The 20553-nt window shown below is 64.3% G+C and carries 13 protein-coding genes; 4 read left to right on the top strand and 9 right to left on the bottom strand.

Features of this window, described 5'->3' with window-relative positions; translation table 11 throughout:
- Positions 1–117: 117 nt before the first annotated feature.
- The 5 genes from HKW67_RS01975 to argF form a co-directional block, all read right to left on the bottom strand.
- Positions 118–987, bottom strand: a complete 870-nt coding sequence (locus tag HKW67_RS01975) for a hypothetical protein (protein WP_171223800.1) — start codon at positions 985–987, stop codon at positions 118–120.
- Between the two features lie 160 nt (positions 988–1147).
- Positions 1148–2824 carry a sigma-54 dependent transcriptional regulator gene (locus HKW67_RS01970; protein WP_206044571.1) on the bottom strand — a complete coding sequence of 559 codons (1677 nt, stop codon included), beginning with the start codon at positions 2822–2824 and terminating at the stop codon, positions 1148–1150.
- Positions 2821–3933 (bottom strand): glycine cleavage system aminomethyltransferase GcvT, encoded by a 1113-nt coding sequence (gene gcvT, locus HKW67_RS01965; RefSeq protein WP_171223799.1) that lies wholly within the window; start codon positions 3931–3933, stop codon positions 2821–2823. The genes HKW67_RS01970 and gcvT overlap by 4 nt, the downstream gene beginning before the upstream one ends.
- Positions 3934–4042: 109 nt before the next feature.
- Positions 4043–4501 (bottom strand): peroxiredoxin, encoded by a 459-nt coding sequence (locus HKW67_RS01960; RefSeq protein ID WP_171223798.1) that lies wholly within the window; start codon positions 4499–4501, stop codon positions 4043–4045.
- Between the two features lie 17 nt (positions 4502–4518).
- A complete protein-coding gene (gene argF, locus HKW67_RS01955; RefSeq protein ID WP_171223797.1) occupies positions 4519–5445 on the bottom strand; it encodes an ornithine carbamoyltransferase in 927 nt (308 codons plus the stop codon).
- A gap of 183 nt (positions 5446–5628) precedes the next feature.
- Here argF and HKW67_RS01950 point away from each other — a divergent pair, with 183 nt between their 5' ends.
- The 4 genes from HKW67_RS01950 (at position 5629) to HKW67_RS01935 (ending at position 11705) form a co-directional block, all read left to right on the top strand.
- Complete coding sequence (locus tag HKW67_RS01950) at positions 5629–8058, top strand: Ig-like domain-containing protein (protein WP_171223796.1); 2430 nt, start codon at positions 5629–5631, stop codon at positions 8056–8058.
- A 43-nt stretch (positions 8059–8101) separates the two neighbouring features.
- The gene (locus HKW67_RS01945; protein ID WP_171223795.1) at positions 8102–9349 is read left to right on the top strand and encodes an ROK family transcriptional regulator; all 1248 of its coding nucleotides are present in this window, start codon (positions 8102–8104) and stop codon (positions 9347–9349) included.
- A gap of 11 nt (positions 9350–9360) precedes the next feature.
- On the top strand, positions 9361–10152 hold the full coding sequence (locus HKW67_RS01940) for a glycoside hydrolase family 16 protein (RefSeq protein WP_171223794.1): 792 nt from the start codon (positions 9361–9363) through the stop codon (positions 10150–10152).
- Positions 10153–10229: 77 nt separating this feature from the next.
- Entirely contained in the window at positions 10230–11705 is a 1476-nt protein-coding gene (locus HKW67_RS01935) for an MFS transporter (protein WP_171227508.1), read from the top strand.
- Here the strand turns inward: HKW67_RS01935 and HKW67_RS01930 are convergent.
- The 4 genes from HKW67_RS01930 to hslU form a co-directional block, all read right to left on the bottom strand.
- Complete coding sequence (locus HKW67_RS01930) at positions 11684–13489, bottom strand: glycoside hydrolase family 3 protein (RefSeq protein WP_171223793.1); 1806 nt, start codon at positions 13487–13489, stop codon at positions 11684–11686. The genes HKW67_RS01935 and HKW67_RS01930 overlap by 22 nt on opposite strands.
- A gap of 22 nt (positions 13490–13511) precedes the next feature.
- Positions 13512–15716, bottom strand: coding sequence for a glycoside hydrolase family 3 N-terminal domain-containing protein (locus HKW67_RS01925; RefSeq protein ID WP_206044569.1), 2205 nt, complete (start codon positions 15714–15716; stop codon positions 13512–13514).
- A gap of 21 nt (positions 15717–15737) precedes the next feature.
- Positions 15738–18917 (bottom strand): glycoside hydrolase family 2 TIM barrel-domain containing protein, encoded by a 3180-nt coding sequence (locus HKW67_RS01920; protein WP_206044568.1) that lies wholly within the window; start codon positions 18915–18917, stop codon positions 15738–15740.
- Between the two features lie 215 nt (positions 18918–19132).
- On the bottom strand, positions 19133–20527 hold the full coding sequence (gene hslU, locus HKW67_RS01915) for an ATP-dependent protease ATPase subunit HslU (RefSeq protein ID WP_171223791.1): 1395 nt from the start codon (positions 20525–20527) through the stop codon (positions 19133–19135).
- Between the last annotated feature and the right edge of the window lie 26 nt (positions 20528–20553).

Raw genomic sequence — 20553 nt, 5'->3', positions numbered from 1 at the left:
CTTGGCCTGCCCGCTCAGCTCCGCTCTGGTTCGGTTGACGGGGACACTTGTTGTTTCGTCTCGTTAGACGATGAGGGGGACGAAAGAAGCGCCAACCCGCGGCGCTCCACGAATGAGCTAACGATCGATGTGCATCCAGCGGTTCGTCGCATCCAGCACCGCGAGCACCGCGCTCGTTTCGGCACTTTCACGCACTTCACAACTTCCAGTCAGTACCACCGGCTCGCGTCCGACGCGCGCCGCCACGCTGACGAAAATGAACTCACGGTCAAAGGCGTCGATCAGCTTCGACCCTTCCAGCGCCAACGAGCGTTCTCCGCCCGGCGTCGCTTTCGTGGCCGATACGATCGCCAACAACGTCGAGCGAGCCGCCAGGTCGATCCGCGATCGCTCGCTTTCCTGACCTTCCGACTCACCCACAAACTCCTGCCCGTCACGGCTCAGCGTCACCCGGCACAGCACACCACGTGAACGCGAGCGACGAACTTCCACATCCTCGAAGACCAACACACGACGACCAGAGGGCGTCGCGTCGCCCAGCGGCGAAATGGCCGCCGCGGCACGCGGAGGTCCCCCTATGTGACCACCGGGGGACGCAGACGCAACGGATGCAGTGGCCGGAACTGCGGGAGCGGGCGCCACTGGCGCCGCCGCACCGCCGGCCATCGCGCTCAAGCCCGCCGGCGATTGAGCCGCCGGCGGCAGATCGGCCGCCCGCGGAGCGTCCAATGTGGTCGCAATTGAGATCTTTCGGTGATTCACCCGGAGACCGAGCTGCGCCATCAGCGCGCTCTCGATGTTGCGAACCGTATTCTTCGGGAGGACCAGGTCGGTGGTCAGCACGTGGATCTCATCCACGGCGCCTGTCTCGTTCGGTACGATACGAACCGACAACACCCCGGGAAGGGTGGCAATCAGCTCTTCGGCCCGACGGATAGGCAGCACACTCCCGGCAATCATACCGGAGGGGGTCTGAGGGGACGTCATGCCGAAATTGACGGGTATGGACAGAAGTGTCTCCGCGGCTGATGCATACCAAACACCTGTGTTCGGTTCTCTGCGGAGCTAATATGTGACCAGAGTCGCGTTCCAGCAAGACTCAGAATTTCACAAGGCGTTGTCCGGCATGGACGTATCGTCCCAGACCTCAAGTCTCGTCGAAGGGGGCGTCCCCCTCGTCTCCCTGCTCTGGGTCCTCGCCGTCGTACTCGCGGAGCTTCCGATAGAGCGTACGCTCCCCGATTCCCAGCAGATCGGCCGCTTTCCGTCGGTTCCCAGCGGTATCCCGCAGCGCCGCCTGAATTGCCAGCCGCTCGATCTCCGCCATCGTCATTCCGGGCCCGAGTGTAATCACCGTGGCCTGCGGTCCCTGCTCTCGAGGTTCGATGCCACGCATCAGTCCGAACCCCGGCATCGGCACCACTTCTCCCGAGATCTCTCCCGCTCCCACTGACGGCGACCGCACATCACCGACCCAGCCTGGCGCGGACGTACGCGTTTCCACGTCCATCCGACGACGCAACTCCTCGACTTGTAACTTGAGTTCGACCAGCGATCGCACGATGAACTCCAGCTCCCGCCCCTGCGCCCGTTCGCCCTCTCGTACCACCGGGCCCACGTGCACCGGCAACCGCCTCCGGCCACCGCCCTCGCGGATCGCGCGCGGGATGTCATCCGGGCCGATCTCACGTCCGTGTGCGAGCACGACCATGCTCTCCACGAGATTACGCAGTTCGCGGACGTTGCCAGGCCAATCGTACTCGACCAACAGTGTCAACGCCTCGGCCGAGATCCCGTGGAACTCGCGATCGTGTAGCGCGGCGAACTCGGTGACGAAGCGCCGCACAAGCAGCGGGATATCGTCGCGACGCTCGCGCAGCGGCGGCAGATAAATACCGAGCACGTTGAGGCGATAGAACAAGTCGGCGCGGAAACCGCCGTCGTCGACATGCTCGCGCAACGGACGATTCGTTGCCGCGACCACCCGCACATCGATTGCGATCGGCTGACCACTACCGACACGCGTCACTTCGCGCTCTTCAAGCACGCGCAACAGCTTGACCTGCGTGCTCGACGGTATCTCACCGATCTCGTCCAGAAACAGCGTACCGGTGTCCGCCAATTCAAAGCGACCAAGGCGACGTTCGGCCGCGCCGGTGAACGCACCCTTCTCATGACCGAAGAGTTCGCTCTCGAGCAACGTCTCGGTCAGCGCACCCACATTCACCGCGATGAACGGCTTCCCCCGACGCGGACTGAGACGATGAATCGCGCGCGCCACGAGTTCCTTCCCGGTACCGCTTTCACCCTCGATCAGCACGGTGCTGGTCACTGGCGATATCTGCTCGACCTTCACCAACACTTCGCGAATGGCCGCAGACTCACCGACGAGTCCGGTGAGCTCGGCCAGGCGCTGTCGCTCCAGCCGACGTTTGATACTGTCAACGACATCTTCGATCCGCACCGGCTTCGGCCACGTCTCGGCGTAGCCGATCTCGCGCAACCGCTCGACCATCTGCGGATCGGAGACATCCGTGAAGCCTAGGACGGCCACGTTCTCCCACAGCAGGCGTCGCACCAACGACATATTCGCGGCGTCGAGCAACGCACCGGTGAGCACGACGACGTCGGGACGCGCGCGATGCAGATCACCGCGCACATCGTCCATCGGCGAAATCGTCACGGTGGTCAATCCGGCGGCCTCGAGCGCGGCGTTCAATCGCACCGCTGGCTCGACATCGGTCATGAGAATCGCCACGACGCTGGCGGCGCCGTCTTCTACGCCGCCACGCCGCATTGCTGCGGGGCGCGGACGCGCGCTCACGCCTTCCCTGCCCGCTTGTAGAACGGCAGCTTCACCACACGGGCCGGCAGCAGCCGTCCACGGATATCGACCTCAAAGGTGGTGCCTTCCACCGCTGCGGCGGCCGGCACATAGCACGTGCCGATCGGTATGCCGAGCGTGGGGCTCATACAGCCACTGCAGACCTCACCGATCGCCACGCCGCCGTACACCACACCGTGACCATGTCGCGGGATCGCGCGTTCATCGATCGTGAAGCCGACGAGCTTGCGGTCGGTGCCTTCCTGATGCTGACGAACCAGCACGTCCTTGCCCAAGAACGGCTCGCGCTTGGCGAGCTTGACAAGCCAGTTCAGCCCCGCTTCGATCGGCGTGGTGCGATCATCGAGCTCGTTGCCGTACAGGCACATGCCCGCCTCGAGGCGCAACGAATCGCGGCAGCCAAGCCCTGCGGGCGTCACCGCACCGGCCGTCATCACGGCGTTCCACACCGTCACGGCGTGCGCGGCGTCGAAGTACAACTCGAAGCCGAGTTCGCCGGTGTAGCCGGTGCGCGAAATGATGCACGGCACGCCGGCCACATTGCCTTCGGTAAACCAGTAGTACTTGATGCCGTCGAGCGGCACATCGGCCAGCGAGGCCACGATCGCCGGCGCCTGCGGCCCCTGCACGGCGAGCAGCGCGATGCTGTCGGAGATATCCGTCATCGTGCAATCGAAGCCGGCGATGTTCTCCTGAAGATGCGCGAGATCCTTATCGCGATTGCTCGCATTGATCACCAGCATCAGATGATCGGCGAACCGATACACGAGCAAGTCATCGACGATGGTGCCATCAGCGCGCAGCAGCGTGGAGTACTGGATCTGTCCGACCGCGAGCGCCTCGACATCGTTGCTCGTCACCGACGACACGAAACGCATCGCGTCGGGACCACGGACGATCACTTCACCCATGTGCGACACATCGAACATGCCGCACGCCGTACGCACCGCATTGTGCTCGGCGGTGATGCCAGTGGGATACTGCACCGGCATTTCGTAACCGGCGAAGGGGACGATCTTCGCGCCTAAGGCGACGTGAACGTCGTGGAGCGGCGTACGCTTGAGCGTGCCGGGAGCGATAGCTGTCATGGCTGGAAAAGAAGCTGGGCGCGACCGGAGCGGCCGCGCCCAGAAACATGACCAGTTTGGCAGGAACGTGCCAGCGAATTGCCACGCTGGCAGTGATTCTCTGCGAAACTCAGGTGATCGCCGCCATGACTTCAGCCGCGTGACCGGCCGGCTTCACCTTGGTAAAGACCTTCGCGATCTGTCCCTTGGGGTCGATCAGAAAGGTGGTGCGCTCGACGCCCATGTACTTCTTGCCGTACATGGACTTCTCCTTCCACACGTCGTACGCCTGCAGCACAGACTTCTCTTCGTCGGCCAGCAGCGTGTACGGCAGTTCGAACTTCGCCTTGAATTTCACGTGCGACTTCACGGAGTCGGGGCTGATACCGAGGATGACCGCCTTCGACGCATCGAAGCGCGGGAGCGCGTCACGGAACTCGCACGCCTCGACGGTGCAGCCGGAGGTGTCGTCCTTCGGATAAGCAAAGAGCACGACCCACTGACCACGGAGGGAGGACAGCGTGAGCGTGTCGCCCGCGTCGGTGGGGAGGGTAAAATCGGGGGCGGGTATTCCTTCAGCGATTGGCATGTGGTGTGAATTCCGGGTTAGAGCGCTTCGTTCCCCATCAGCGCGGCCATGATCGCCTTCTGAATATGCAGGCGATTCTCGGCTTCGTCCCAGACGACACTCTGCGGGCCGTCGAGGACCTCGGCGGTCACTTCTTCGCCGCGGTGCGCCGGGAGGCAATGCAGGAAAATGGCTTGCGGTGCCGCCAGCGCCATCAGTGGCGCGTCCACTTGATAGAGGGCAAACGCCAGCGCCCGCTTGGCCTGCTCCTCCTCCTGCCCCATCGACGCCCACACGTCGGTGGTCACCACGTCCGCACCAGCGGCCGCTTCCCGCGGATCGCGCAGCAGCAGCACCATCCCAGACGAGAGACCGGCCCGCAGGAACGTGTCATCGGGATCGTATCCTTCAGGACAGGCGAGCTTCAGCGTAAAGCCAAGATGCGCGGCCGCCTCGATCCACGAGTTGGCCATGTTGTTGCCGTCGCCGATCCACGCGACGGTCTTGCCACGCACGTCGCCCAGATGCTGCTGGATCGTGAGCACATCGGCCAGAATCTGGCAGGGATGCGACAGATCGGTGAGGCCGTTGATGATGGGCACCTTCGCATACTCGGCCAGCGTTTCCACGTCGGCATGGGCGAAGGTGCGGATCATGATACCGTGCACGTAGCGGTCGAGCACCCGCGCGGTGTCGGCGATCGGCTCTCCGCGGCCCAGCTGGACGTCGCGGGGGGACAGGAAGTGCGCGGTGCCGCCCAACTGGGTCACCCCGACTTCGAACGACACGCGCGTACGCGTCGAGGACTTCATAAAGATCATGGCCAACGCCTTGCCCGCCAATGGCTTACGATCGTAGGCGCCAGTGCGCATGCGTTCGGCCAGGTTGAGCAGGGCGAACGTCTCCGCGGGGGAGAAGTCGGCGATGTTCAGGAAGTCGCGATGCGGCGGATGATTATGCGGCATCCGCGCAAAGTTATGGAACGGACACGGCGGGACCAAGCCTTCGACTACTCATAAAACTTTCCTTGACAGGTCGCCCGCCTTGCGTCATTCTTTGTTCGGTTACTGGACAAACTTATTCGGCGTGCCTCTCCCTCCCCGGCCGCCTGCCAGCGCCTCCGCTATTTCCTCCCGGAGTGAATCGCCATGCATTTGCCCTCGTCCGCGTCCCGCCTGTTTGGCCTTGCCGGCTTGTTGTTGACCGCGGCCTGCAGCCGTGACACGAGCATGCTCGAGCCAGCCCCGTTCCCGTCAGGCGGCACCATTTTCGGCGACGCGTTCGGCGCCGGTGTCGACTTTCAGGGATTCAGCGGCTCGAAGACCGACGCCCTGTCGTCGGATGCGACGATGAAGCGCGAGGGAACGGCAGCGCTCAAGGTGATCGTGCCATCCCCTGGCGATCCGACCGGCGGATACGCCGGTGGCGCGTTCGTGGCGCAGGTGCCGCGCAACTTGAGCAGCTACAACGCCGTGACGTTCTGGGCGAAGGCCAGCATCAGCGCCAAGCTCGATGTTGTCGGTCTTGGCAACGACAACACCGGCACGTCGACACTCACCGCACAGCGGTCGGCGCTCGACCTGACGACGACGTGGACGAAGTATACGCTGCCGATTCCGCTCGCCTCGAAGCTGACGGCGGAACGCGGCATGTTCTACTTCGCCGAAGGACCGGAAAACGGCGTTGGTTACACGATCTGGTTTGACGAGATCAAATTCGAAACGGTCGATCTGGGCACGCCTCGCCCGAGCATCCCGACGCAGTCGATCACGTCGGAAGTCGGTGCGACCGTGGCCCTGACAGGCACCAGGGTTGCGCACACGATTGGCGGCGTCGAGCAGATCACGGAGGCGTCGGCCGGCTACTTCACCTTCGCCTCGTCGAATGCCGCGGTGGCCACCGTGAGCGCGACGGGCGCGATCACCACGGTGGGCGTCGGCACGAGCACGATCACCGCCAAACTCGGCGAGACGACGGCGACCGGAGCGATCACGCTGCGCACGCAGACGGCACCGAGCGCGGCGGCACCGACACCGACGCGCGCAGCGGCTGACGTGGTCTCCCTGTTCAGCAATGCCTACACCAATGTACCGGTGGACACGTGGTCGGCCTCGTTCGACCAGGCAGATGTGGCCGACGTGCAGATCGGTGGAAACGCGACCAAGCGCTACACGAACCTCACGTTCGCGGCGGCCGAATTCATCGGCACGAAGGTCAACGCGACGGCCATGACGCATCTTCACCTCGACGTGTACGTCTATGACGCAGCGTCCTTCCGGGTGAAGCTGGTGGACTTCGGTCCGAACAACGTGTTCGGTGGTGGCGACGATAGCGAGCACGAAGTGGCCATCACGCCGGGCAGCACGCCGCCGCTGGTGGCAAACGCGTGGAACAGCATCGATATCCCGCTGTCGTCATTCACCGGACTCACCCGGCGCGCTAACCTCGCGCAGCTCATTCTCCTGGGATCGAGCGCGACGGTGTACCTCGACAACGTCTACTTCTACAAGACCGCGGCTCCGCCGACGCCGAACGCACCAACTGTCGCCGCACCGACGCCGACGCGCGCATCGGCGGACGTGATCTCGCTGTTCAGCAACGCCTACACCAACCGCACGGTGGGCACGTGGTCCGCCGATTGGGACATCGCCGATGTCGCGGACGTCAAGGTGGCCAACGACGACGTGAAGCGCTACACGGGCATGTCGTTCGCCGGCATCGAGTTCACGACCTCGCAGGTGGATGCCACGGCGATGACGACGATGCACATGGACCTGTGGACGCCCGACGCCACGGCGCTGCCCGCGCTGCTCAAGATCAAGCTGGTGGACTTCGGGGCCAACGGGGTATTCGGCGGTGACGACGTCGAGCACGAGATCTCAATCACGCGCACGACCACGCCGGGCTTCACCACCGGTGCCTGGATCTCGCTCGACATTCCGTTCTCGGCCTTCACCGGTCTCACCACGCGCAAGAATCTCGCGCAGCTCATCCTGTCCGGCACACTGACCACGCTGTACGTCGACAACGTCTACTTCTATCGGTCGAGTGGCGCTCCGACTGCGCCCACGACGGCCGCACCGACACCGACATACACGGCGGCGAACGCCATTGCGCTGTTCTCCAACGCGTACACCAGCAACGGCGCGGACACGTGGTCGGCCGATTGGGATCAGGCGGACGTGGCGGACATCAAGATCGGAAACGATGATGTGAAGCGGTACAGCAACGTCGTGTTTGCCGGCATCGAGTTCATCTCGAAGCAGATCAACGCGAGCACGATGACGCACTTCTCGATGGATATCTGGACGCCGGACGCGACAGCCGCACCGGCCGTCTTCAAGGTGAAACTGGTGAATTTCGGGGCGAACGGCACGTTCGGCGGCGGTGACGACTCCGAGCACGAAGTCACGCTCACGGCCTCCACCACGCCAGCGCTTGTGACGGGGAGTTGGGTCAGGCTGGACATCCCGTTTACGGCGTTCCCGGGTCTGACGGCGCGCGGCAACCTCGCGCAGCTGATCTTCTCCGGCGATCTGAAAACCGTGTACGTGGACAACGTGTTGGTACACAAGTAGCGCTATCTTCGGGGCTGCCCGCTCGAGCCCTACGGAGAGATTGATGACCGACACCATCCGCTGCGAGGTCGGCGCCCCAGGCGCCGACCCGTCCCGCCCCCGCCCGCTCGCCACCACGATCCTGCGATTGATCTGGGACGAGGAGCATATTTCACGCGCCGACATCGCCCGGCGGTTGGAGGTGTCGCGCTCCACCGTCTCGGAGATCGTCGATGCGCTGTTGCCCACGCGCCTCGTGGCCGAGGCGGGCGTGGGTGCATCGAGCGGTGGGCGTCGGCCGATCGTACTCAAGTTCCAGTACGACGCGTTTTCGTTGTTGGGTGTCGACGTGGGTGCCTCGCATGTGTCGGTGGTGCTGACCGACCTGCGTGGTCGCGTGCGTGCGTGGCAGCATCAGGAGTTCCCGGTGCATGGTGATGCCGAGGGAACGCGGCAACTGATCGCGAAGCTCTGTGACGCCTGCCTGGGCATGATCGACGTCGACGCCGCGCCATTGCTGGGAATCGGCGTCGCGCTGCCGAGTCCGATGGACCCGCGTCATCCGGAGCGCGTCTCGCGGCTGGCCATGGTGAACTGGGATGGCCGACACGGGCTCGAGGTTCTGAGCCAGCAATACGACGTACCGGTACTGCTGGACAACGACGCGAATCTTGGCGCTCTCGCAGAGCACTGGTGGGGAGCGGCCCGAGGGCTTTCGGATTTTACGTTCATCAAGATCGCGACCGGTATCGGCGCGGGGCATTTCATAGGCGGACGGATCTTTCGAGGCGCCGGGGGCGTGGCCGGTGAGATCGGCCACGTCACGATCGACGTGCATGGTCATCCCTGCATTTGCGGGAACCGCGGCTGTCTCACGACGTACGTCGGGTCGCAGGAACTGGTAAAACGCGCGAAGGAGTTGGCCCCAGAGTATCCCTCGAGTGACTTCGCCGCCGGCGAAATCACAACCGGTTCGCTGGAAGCTGCAGCCAAGGGGGGTGATCCGCTCGCGTCGCGCGTGGTGCACGAAGCAGCAGAACACATCGGCGCGGTGATTGCCGGTATGCTGAATCTGCTCAACCCTGCCGCCGTGATCCTTGGCGGCGGATTGCCGAAGCTGCGCGAGCAGGTGCTCGTGCCTATTCGCGAAACGGTGTTGCGGCGGACGTTCGTGAGTGCCGTCGCCTCATCGGAAATTCACGTCAGCACACTCGGAGATCGCGCCATCGCCATCGGCGCCGCGACACTCGTGCTCGACGCGGTCTTGCAGGACCCCAAGTCTCTTCTTCCCACCCAGGCTTCGTCGCCTTAACCCCGCCTGCCATGCGTCGTGTCATTGCCGCTGCCCTCCTCTGCTCTGCCGTCGGATGTTCGTCCTCCACCGAAGCGCCTGCTCGCACGTTGGTGTGGGAGGACGACTTCAGCGGGCCGGCGGGACAAGTGGCCAATGCGGCCAACTGGAAGTTCGACGTGGGCGAAGACTGGGGAAATGCGCAGCTCGAGTACGACACCGATCGTGCGTCGAACGCGTCACTCGACGGCACTGGCAATCTGGTGATCACGGCGCGGCGCGAGAACTATCGCGGCCGTCAGTACACATCGGCGCGACTGATCACGCTCGGCAAGCAGTCGTTCAAGTATGGCCGTATCGAAGGGCGCATGAAGCTGCCTCGCGGGCGCGGCATGTGGCCCGCGTTCTGGATGCTCGGCACCGACTTTCCGACGGTGGGTTGGCCGCAGACCGGCGAGATCGACATCATGGAGTATCGCGGTCAAGAGCCGAGTACGGTGGTCGGCACGCTGCACGGCCCGGGCTACTCCGGCGGCGCGGCGCGGACGAAAGCGAAGACGCTCACGCTGGCACGCCTCGACAATGACTTCCACGTGTACGCCGTGGAATGGTCACCCGAGAAGATCGAGCACTTCATCGATGGCGAGAAATACTTCACCTCGACGCCGGCCGATGTGAAGGGTCCGTGGGTATTCGAAAAGCCGTTCTTCATCATCCTGAACGTGGCCGTGGGTGGCAACTTCGTGGGCGCACCCGATGCGATCACGACGTTTCCGCAGGCGATGGTGGTGGACTGGGTGCGCGTGTATGAGGTGGCCAAGTGAGCGATACGCTCACGCTACGCGGTTTGGCACGCGCGGCGGTGTCCGCGTGGCACACGCGATTGGGAACGAAGGGCGGCATCGCCGTCGCCAACACCACGCTCCCTCAGGACCGCATCGCGTTTTCACGCAAGATCGCCTACGGCCTCGGCGCCTTCGTGAACAATCTGCTGGCGGCTGCGATCGGCGGCATGATGATCATTCTGAATCTCGGATTCGGCATGAACCCGGCCCTGGTCGGCATCGCGGGCGCGATTCCACGGGCGACCGACGCGTTGATCGATCCGCTGATGGGGTTCATCTCGGACCAGACGCGGTCTCGCTGGGGACGACGGCGCCCGTACATCTTCGTCGGCGCGATCCTGTCAGGCATCTCGTACGCCGTGCTCTGGGCCATGCCGATCGGCAAGACCGAGTCGTTCTACTTCTGGTACTTCGTGATCGGTTCGAACCTGTTCTACGTAGCCTACACGATCTTTGCGGCGCCGTGGGTCGCGTTGGGCTATGAGCTCACGCCTGACTATCACGAGCGGACACGTCTCATGGGCGTGCAGAACTTCATCGGACAGATCGCCTATCTCGTGTCGCCGTGGTTCTTGTGGATCATGACCCACAAGCCGTGGTTCTCGACGCCGACTGAAGGTGCGCGCTCGCTCGCACTGACCATCGGCATCGTCGCGGCGTGTGTCGGCATCCTGCCGGCGATTTTCCTGCGGGAGCGATTCGTTCATGAGCCGGAGACGGAGGCCTCGACGGCAGCACGCGAGGCACGCACGAGTCTCTGGCAGTCCACGAAACACCACACGATCGAGTTCCTTGCCGGCTGCAAGTCGACCTTGCAGTCGCGGCCGTTTCTGAAGCTGTGCATCGCGACGTTTCTGGTGTTCAACGGCTTCATCATGATCTCGTCGTTTCAATCGTACGTGATCATCTACTATGTGTTCGGTGGCAATCAGGAGCGCGGTGCCGAGTACGCCGGCTATGCGGGTACGCTCGGAGCGGTCTCGACCTTCGCCGTGATTTTCTTCATCACGTGGCTGGCCACAAAGATTGGCAAAAAGCGAGCGTTCTATGTGTCGACCGGGCTCTCGATGGTTGGCTATGCCGTGAAGTGGTTTTGCTACGATCCCAGCCGTCCGTGGTTGGTCATGCTACCGGCGCCGCTGATGGCATTCGGTCTTGGCGGACTGTTCACGCTCATGGGATCCATGATCGCCGATGTCGTCGACTGCGACGAGCTGGAGACGCGGCAGCGCCGCGAGGGAATGTTCGGCTCGATCTACTGGTGGGTGGTGAAGGTCGGCATGGCGGCCGCGCTCGCCGGTGGTGGCTTCCTCGTGAACTGGACCGGGTTCGACGTCGCGTTGGCCGGTGCGCAGACACCGCGCACGCTCGTGCTACTGCGGCTCTGCGACGTGCTTGTGCCGTTCATCGCATCGGGTATCGCGATCTGGGCGATCTCCGGCTATCCGATCACCGAGGAGAAGGCCCAAGACGTGCGCCAGGAACTCGAGCGGCGCCGTGGGCTGGCCAATCAGCCCGTCGTGATTCCGTAGCCTCGGGCGAAACGCGGCGCCTCGTCTTTGTACGACGGCGCCGCACTCTGCGGCCAGGCGAAGGACAAGGTGCCGTGAAACGGGTAGTCGCCGAGCAGGACGTCGGCGACACCCTGCCCTTCGGAGCCGGGCAGCCATGCCGCGACGAACGCCTGCGAGGCGTCGAGTTCCGCGTTCACCACAAGCGGACGTCCGCCCACGAACACCGTGACGACCGGAATGCCCTTAGCCGCGATCGCGGTGATGAGTGCGAGATCTTCCGGGTGGAGCTGCGCGAGTTCGATCGTCTTGCCGTAGGGGGCAAGGTTGTGAGGCTTCGCCGGGTTGTGCGAACCCTTCTCGACGCGTCCGCCCAAACGTAGGTCGCCCATCCCTTCGGCGTACGGCTTTTCGCCGATCACTACGATGGCCACGTCATGCAGCGCGGGGTCGGCCGACGTTCCGTGTTCATCGAGCGCGGCCATCGGCGCGAGGGCCTGAATGCCTTCCCAGATCGACGTGCCACCCACGATCGCCTCATTCGTGGTCTCGCCTTGCCACGCTACCGTGAAGCCGCCGCACTGGTGCCCGCGATTGTGTGCGCTCTTGCCGGCCACGAGGATGCGCGCCGCGCGCGACAGCGGCAGCAGCGCGTCCTCGTTCTTGAGCAACACCAGCGACTTTCGCACCGCCTCTCGGGCAATCTCGCGGTGAGCGGCGCTGCCAAAGCTGTCGCTGTTTGACCACGAGCGATCGGCCGGCCGTGGCTTCTCGAAGAGGCCGAAGCGGAGCTTCACGCTCAAAATGCGGCGCACCGCATCATCGATGCGCGACATCGGCACAATGCCCGCTTCGACCTGTTGCTGGAGCAGTTCAAGGCAGCGCTTCCATTCGAGCGACACCATGAACACGTCCATGCCGGCATTCACCGCCATGCCGATCGCGGTGCCGTAGTCTTCGTGCAGGTAGTCGACGCCGTCCCAATCGGACACGACGAGTCCATCGAAGCCAAGGCGGCCCTTGAGCACATCGGTGAGCAGATAGCGATGCCCGTGACACTTGTCGCCGTTCCAGCTGTTGAACGACGCCATCACGGTGAGCAGACCCGCCTCGAGCGCCGGATAGTACGGCGACATGTGCGTACGCTCGAGCTCCTCCTCGGAGATCGCCGTGTCACCCTGATCATTGCCGGCGGTCGTACCACCGTCGCCGACCCAATGCTTGGCGCAGGCGATCACGCCGTCGGTGCCAAGGTCGTGCTGCACACCACGGACGTACCCGGCGGCGTACGATGCGACGACTGCGGGATCCTCCGAAAAGCTTTCGTAGGTGCGGCCCCAGTGGATGTTCTGCGCCACGGCTAGCGTGGGGGCAAACGTCCAGTCGACGCCGGTGGCCAGGACTTCCTTCGCCATCACGCGTGCCGTGCGCTCAACCAGCTCGGGATCACGCGCGCAACCGAGGCCGATGTTGTGCGGGAAGACCGTGGCGCCGAGCACGTTGGCGTGACCATGTACTGCATCCACCGCATACAGCAGCGGAATAGGTAAGCGGCCGTTCGCTTCGGACATCGAAGCGGTCCAGTACGCGTCGTTCATGGCGACCCAATCGCCTACGGCGTTCGCGCCCGGAGCGGAGCCACCGCCGCTGAGCACGGAGCCCAAGTGGAAGTCGCGAACGTCGTCAGGCGTGGTGGCCATCCGCTCGGACATGATCATCTGTCCGAGCTTCTGAGCGAGGCTCATGCGGGCCAGCAGCGACTCAGCGCGCTCGGCCACGATCTCGTGTCGCGTCATGGTGGTCATGAGAGGGGTAAGGAGAACAGGATCAGGAACGGACGGAGAATTCTACGGAGGTCGTGGTGCCAGCGTTCGGAGCGATCCATGCATGAAAACGTCCGGGCTCGACGGCGCGCTGGAGATCGCAGCCGTGAAAGGCGAGCTGTGCGACCGGCAACGAGAAGCGCACGGTTCGGCGCTCTCCTGCGGCGAGGTGCACGCGCTGGAAGCCCTTGAGCTCTTTCACGGGGCGCGTGGCACTGCCGACGAGATCGCGCACATACAACTGCACGACCTCGTCGGCGGCGCGGGCGCCGCGATTCGTGAGCGTGGCACTGATCTCGACGGTGCCATCGAGCGACACCTCGGCGAGGCGCAGAGACGGCGCCTCGTACTCGACATAGGTATACGTGAGTCCGAAGCCGAACGGATACAGGGGCGACGGATCGACATCGAGATGGAAGGAGGTGTTGCCAACCGACAGCTGCGGGGCGCGCGGATGGATGTCATGCATCGACACGACCGTCTCGGGTGTGGCCGGCTTTCCCGTATTCTTGTGCGCGTAGTAGATCGGGATCTGACCCGTCGCGCGCGGCAGCGTGACTGGTAGGCGAGCCGACGGCGACGCGGCACCAAAGAGCAGATCCACGATGGCGGCCCCACCCATCGAACCCGGATGCCAAGCGTACAGCAGCGCGTGCACCCGATGCGCCACGCGCTCGAGCGCCAGCGCGCGACCGGCCATGACCACGAGCACGACGGGCGTTCCTGTGGCCACAATGGCCTCTACCAGCGCTTCCTGGGCTCCGGGAAGGGCGATGTCAGCCCGACAGTGTGCTTCGCCCGAGAGGATCGATTCTTCGCCGAGCACGAGCAGCGCGACGTCGGCGTTGGCCGCGGCGCGCACGGCGTCGTCGAAGCCACTCGTGTCCTGACTTCGCGTGTTGGGGACACCCTGCGCGACCTCGATCTGCACGGAGTCGGGCAGCGCCTCCCGCAGCGCGCCGAGCACCGTGCGGCTGTGCTGGGCGTCGCCGTCGAAGATCCAGGTGCCGAGCTGCTCGTATGGGTCATCGGCGAGCGGTCCGATTACGGCGAGACGAGTGAGTGCGCCGGCGGCGAGCGGCAGCAGATACTCGCCGTCGTGCATGGAATTGCGGAGCAGGACGATGCTTTCCTGCGCCACTTCGCGCGCCGCCTGTAAATGCTCGACGTTCCCGGCGACCGGGAATGTGCTCGGGTCGGTCATCGCGCGCTCGAAGAGACCGAGCCGCAGCTTCATGCGCAGCACGTTGGCCACCATCGCATCGAGCCGCTCGACGGGCACGAGTCCATCGCGTACCAGATCGGCGAGATGGTCGGCGTAGGTCGTGCTGGCCATCTCCATGTCGACGCCGGCGATAGCCGCTTCCTGCGCCGAGCCGCGATCGTCGGCAGTCAGGCCATGGATGGCGAGCTGGCGAATCGAGTCCCAGTCGCTGACGACGAGGCCATCGAAGCCCCATTGCTCTCGCAGAATACCGGTGAGCAACGGTCCATTCGCGCTGGCCGGAATGCCGTCGATGTCGCTGAAGGACGTCATGATCGACGCCACGCCCGCCTGCACGGCCGCCTCGAACGGGGGCAAGTGCACATCGCGCAGCTCGCGCGGCGCGATGTTCGTGGTGTTGTAGTCTCGGCCACTCTCGCTGGCGCCATAGCCGACGAAGTGCTTGGCGCACGCGGCGATGGCGTCCGGTGCGGTAAGGTCGGCACCCTGATAGCCGCGCACCGATGCCGCCGCGAGCACGCCGGTGAGATAGGGATCTTCGCCGAACCCTTCCGCGACGCGCCCCCAACGCGGATCGCGACCGATGTCGATCATCGGCGCGAACGTCCAATTCACGCCACAGGCCGCCGCTTCCGTGGCGGCCACGCGCGCACCGCGCTCGACGGCGTCGGGATTCCAGCTGGACGCCTGCCCCAGCGGAATGGGAAACACGGTGGCGAAGCCATGGATCACATCGCGTCCGATCAGCAAGGGGATGCCGTGGCGCGATTCGCGCACCGCGATGTGCTGCAGTGCGTTCACCGTATCGACGTGTACCTCGTTGATGACCGACCCGACGCGCCCATCACGAATGGCCTGCGCGAGGTCGTCCGACACCTGCCCGCCACCGCCCTGCACCTGCTGCAGCTGTCCGATCTTTTCTTCGATGGACAGCTGCGCGAGCAGATCGCGGATGCGTGCTTCGACGGACAGCGGTGTGGACACCAGTTCTGACACCCGCCGGCGCTACCAGGCCACGGTGAGATAGGTCCGGATTTCCCACTCCGAGCCGTTCTTCGCCGGTGCGGTGGGATCGCAGGTGGGAACGCCGGTGGTCAGATCGGGCACCCGCTCCGGGCAGAAGCGCGGCGAGTACTTGTCGAGGGCGCGCCAGGTACCGCGCACGCCAAACTTCGTTTCCGGCAAGTCCCACCACTGCGGCGTGCCGATGGAGTACGACACGTCGGTGAGCAACTGCTTCGGGAACGTCAGGTTGAAGTCACGATGGTAGTCGAACGGACCCCAGTCGTTGAGCTTCGCAGCGGCCATCACCTTCACGTGCTGCTTGACCATGCGCACATCCACACCGGAGCGATGCAGCAAGCGCGGATCGTTGCCGTTCGGCTCGGCGGTACCGGTGTAGAGGTTGGCGATCAGGCGGACGTCGTTCGCCACCTTGGACACGATGCGCGAGCGCACTTCGTAGAGGGTGCGCGCCGGCGTTGCGCCGGGGAACGGAAACGTGGTGCGGCCGTCGCCGAGGATACCGATCGCGGCGTCCATCGTGGTGGGCAGGCGACGGTACACGTAGCCCACATTCGCGGCGAAGCGCGCGTCTTCCCGCATGTCGCTGTCCCACGCGTACATCCACGTGGCTGGCGTCGGGTCGAACGTGAGCAGCAGTTCGGCGCCGTACGTTTCGCGATTGGCGCGTACGGCAAACGGATCATCGACCACATTGCGCGGACGCCCGGGCGCCGGCGTGTCGAACGGCACGGGACCGACGATCGGCTTCTGATACAGGAAGTTCGGGGCGATTTCGAATGCGCCGAAGCGCGCCGAGAGACCGGAGATCGTGTTCCACTGATTGTTGAGCCCTGTGTCCTTGAGGCTCCAGCCAGTGAACGTCTGCACCGAGGTCGGACCGCCGTCTGCCACGAGACCCATGATGGCGCCCTGGGCGTACCAGTTATAGCGGCCCTTCGAGTACGTCATGCGCGCCTTGCCACCGAAGGCGTCGCTGTCCTTGATCTTGTCCTGAAGCACACGCGTCGTGCCACCAGAGTAGTCGACGATCTGAAACGGCACGCCGACGCGCGTGGCACCGGCCCAGATACCACCGGCTTCCACACCGAAACCGGCGATGGTGTCGGCGAGATGCAGCGTGGCGCGGCGCGTTTGGGGAATCGGGATGGCGAACGAGCTATTGCTGGCCGACGCATTCAGCTTCGCGACGTCTTCCTGGTACATCGCCGTGATGTACGTCTCGCCGACCTTACGGCCGTATTTCGCGATCGCCGTGGGATTGGCACCCCACCAGAGCTCGGGACCGAAAGCGAGCTTCAGGCCGGCCAGCTTGCGCTTGCCCGTGAACTCGACACCCGCGGGCGCGTTGCCGTTGTAGATGTCGATGTTCTTACCGTAGTTCGCTTCGCGATAGAGGCCGAAGAAGTCGCCTTCGTAACCCCAGTGGTAGTGGCCCGTGCGATAGAATCCGTCCAACCGGAAGTTACGATCATCCCATGACACGCTGGCGCGATACACGGCAAGTCGATCGATGCCGTTCAGGCGAAGTGGTGTACCATCGGTGAGCACATTGCGCGGGCGGCCACGATTCTCGTAGAAAATCTGGTCGATCGGATTGCCGGGGACATTGCCGAGCACATTGAGCGACAACGTGGCCGAGAAGGATTCGCTGGGGCGCGCGGTGATGTCGGCGTAGAACGACTCCATGCGATCGAAGCCCTGGAACGACGGATACACCGTGGAGGCCGCGTCGGCCACCTTGGGCGTGCTGATCTTGGAGCCGCCGGTGTTGAACGTCTGCAGTTCCATGCGCAGGCCGCTCACCGTGACGCGGCTGGTGCCCTCACCGGTGAGCGCGGCGCGATCGGCGCGGGCGCGAAGCTCCACATCGGCCGCACTGATGGCGGCAAAGTGCGACGCGATCTTGGCCGTGCTACTGGAGGTCGCGTACGGGTCGAGCTGATAGGCCTGCTGCAGCGCGTAGAAGGCCGCGCGCGGATAGAGCGGGAACTGTCCCTTGGAGTCAGCCGGGCCCTTGGCGACGATGCCCCACCACTCTTCGTTCATGTTGTTCTCGCCCTTCGCGTAGTCATCACCGTAGGCGGCGTTGGACCACGAGGCGTTGGTGTCGTGCTCGTTGAGGCGGAGCTCCTGGCCGAACTTCCACCAGCCGTCAGTCCACTGGAAGGTGAAGCCACCGATGGCATTGCCGGCGCGTCCGTGTCCAGCCGTCTGCTCGTAGATCTCCTGCCACTGCGCCAAGAGGTACTTGGCCTGCGAGAGCTGATCTTCGCGCATGTCGCGCGCGTTCCACGCGTCTGCGCCGAACTCGGTGAGCATGACGGGAATGCCCATCGATGCTTTCACGCGATCGAACAGATCACGGAATGACGCACCGCGGTACACGTTGGTGCCGAAGACATCGAGGCCCTTGGCTTCCTTGGCGATGATGTCGAGGTACTGCAGATCGCCGTTGGCGAAGGCGACGGGGCGCGAGGCATCCTTGGCCTTGATGGCGCGCGTGACTTCGCCGACGAGCGAATACAGGTAGGTGGCCTTCGCCGCGTCGCGCTCACCGGCGGGGAGATTCTCGGTAGCGGCGGACTTCCAGGAGAGTCCGTAGTTGTTCTCGTTGCCGAGCAGCCACATGAGGACGCCGGGTGTGCCGCGGAATTCCTCGACGATGGCGAGCACTTCGTTGGTGAGCGCGCGGCGCACCTTTGGATCGGAGTAGACTGTCTGCGCCTGAAAGACGCCGTTGATGGTGGTGCCGTACCGGCCGAGCGCGTGATTGAGCACCGTGTAGATGCCGTGCTGCTCGTAGATGTACTTGACCCATCGCGGCGGCACGCCGTTGTACTGCCGGATGACATTCACGCCCATGACCTTGAGCAACCCCATCTCGCGATCGAGGGCCGTCTTGATGACGTCGTCCGGCTGTGCCCAGAGGCTGTAGGAGTAGTTGGTGCCGATGGGGAAGTAGTCCCAGTTCACGCCGCGCAGCAGCATGTCGGTGCCATTCACCTGGATGCGCGAGCCGGCGGCATCGTTGCGGACTTCGATGCGCGGCATCTGGGCGCGGGCGGTTGCGGGCGCGACCACCGCAACGAGCAGGGTAGCGAGCACGGACAAGCGACGGACCCGCGCGGAGCGGGCAGCCAGCTTCGGCATTAGGCGCATGGAGGGGCCTCTTCCACCGGGCGGTGGTCGGGAGAGCGGTGCGGTCGGCGACGGAGGAGGGAACATCTTTGTTCGCCGACACAACAAAGTGCAGCCGGCGGTGGCGGCTGTCAAGCGTTTTGTGGTGGGGGGGCGCGTTCAAGGGGTCAGAGTCGTTGAACGGCGTTCAACGACTCTGACCCCTTGAACGCCTTGAAAGACCCCTTGAGACCGCGCTAGAGGATGTACTTCCGCAAATCCTCATCCTCACTGATCGACTTCAGCCGCTCCCGCACCATCGCCGCGTCCACCACCACGGCGTCCTTCCCGCGGTCCGGCAGGTCGAACAGCACGTCTTCCAGCAGTGTCGTCATCACGGTGTGCAACCGGCGCGCGCCGATGTTCTCCATGCGCTCGTTCACCCGTGTGGCCACCCGCGCCAGCTCGGCGATGCCGTCGTCCTTGAATTCCAGCGACGCGCCGTCGGCTTCGACCAGGGCCGCATACTGCTTGGTGAGCGCGTTCTCGGGCTCCGTCATGATGCGCACGAAGTCCTGTTCGGTGAGCGGCTTGAGCTCCACGCGAATCGGGAAGCGGCCCTGCAGTTCCGGAATGAGATCGCTGGGCTTCGACACGTGAAAGGCGCCGGCGGCGATGAACAGGATGTGATCAGTCTTCACCATCCCGTACTTCGTCTGCACGTTCGACCCTTCCACGATCGGCAACAGATCGCGCTGCACGCCTTCGCGTGACACGTCGGGACCACCACCCTGCCCCCGCTCGCCTGCGATCTTGTCAATTTCGTCAAGAAAGATGATCCCCATCGCTTCGGTGCGTTCGAGCGCATCGTCGGTGATGTCATCGAGGTCGATCAGCTTCTCGAGTTCTTCATCTAGCAGAATGCGCCGCGCCTCGCTCACCTTCACCGTGCGGCGCTTCTTCTTCTTCGGCATCATGTCGCGGAACCACTCCGCCATGCTCTCCATGCCCTCGTTGCCGCCCGGGGTCGCCATGCCGGGCATGCCCGGACCCGACTGCGTAACCTCGAGTTCGACCTCACGGCCGTCGAGCTGACCGTCCAGCAGCAGCAGACGCAGTTTGTCGCGCGTGCGCTTGTGGCGCTCCAGGGCCGCATCGTGCTCGGCCTTCACCTCCGGCGCATCACCGGTGGCGACCGGCGGCACCGGCAGCAGCAAGTCGAGCAGGCGATCGTCGACCTTCTCGTTGGCGAGATCTTCGACTTCCGACTCACGCTCGGTGCGCACCATGTCGATCGCGCTTTCGATAAGGTCGCGCACCATCGACTCCACGTCACGCCCAACGTAGCCGACCTCGGTGAACTTCGAGGCCTCCACCTTGGCGAACGGCGCCCCCGACAGCTTGGCCAGACGCCGCGCGATCTCGGTCTTGCCCACGCCCGTAGGGCCGATGAGGATGATGTTGTTGGGCGAGATCTCCTCACGGATCGCTTCCGGAGCGCGTTGCCGACGCCAGCGATTGCGCAGCGCAATGGCCACCGATTTCTTGGCGTCGGCCTGGCCGACGATGTAGCGATCGAGCTCCGCCACGATCTGCCGAGGCGTGAGGTCGGCGAGCCGAGCGATCGCCTGTTGAGTGCGAGGAGAGGGCATGCCGAACGGTAACGATTCGTCTAGCT

Origin of the sequence: Gemmatimonas groenlandica (assembly GCF_013004105.1) — a bacterium.
GTDB classification, from domain to species: Bacteria; Gemmatimonadota; Gemmatimonadetes; order Gemmatimonadales; family Gemmatimonadaceae; genus Gemmatimonas; species Gemmatimonas groenlandica.
This window is presented reverse-complemented; position numbering and strand designations above follow the sequence as displayed.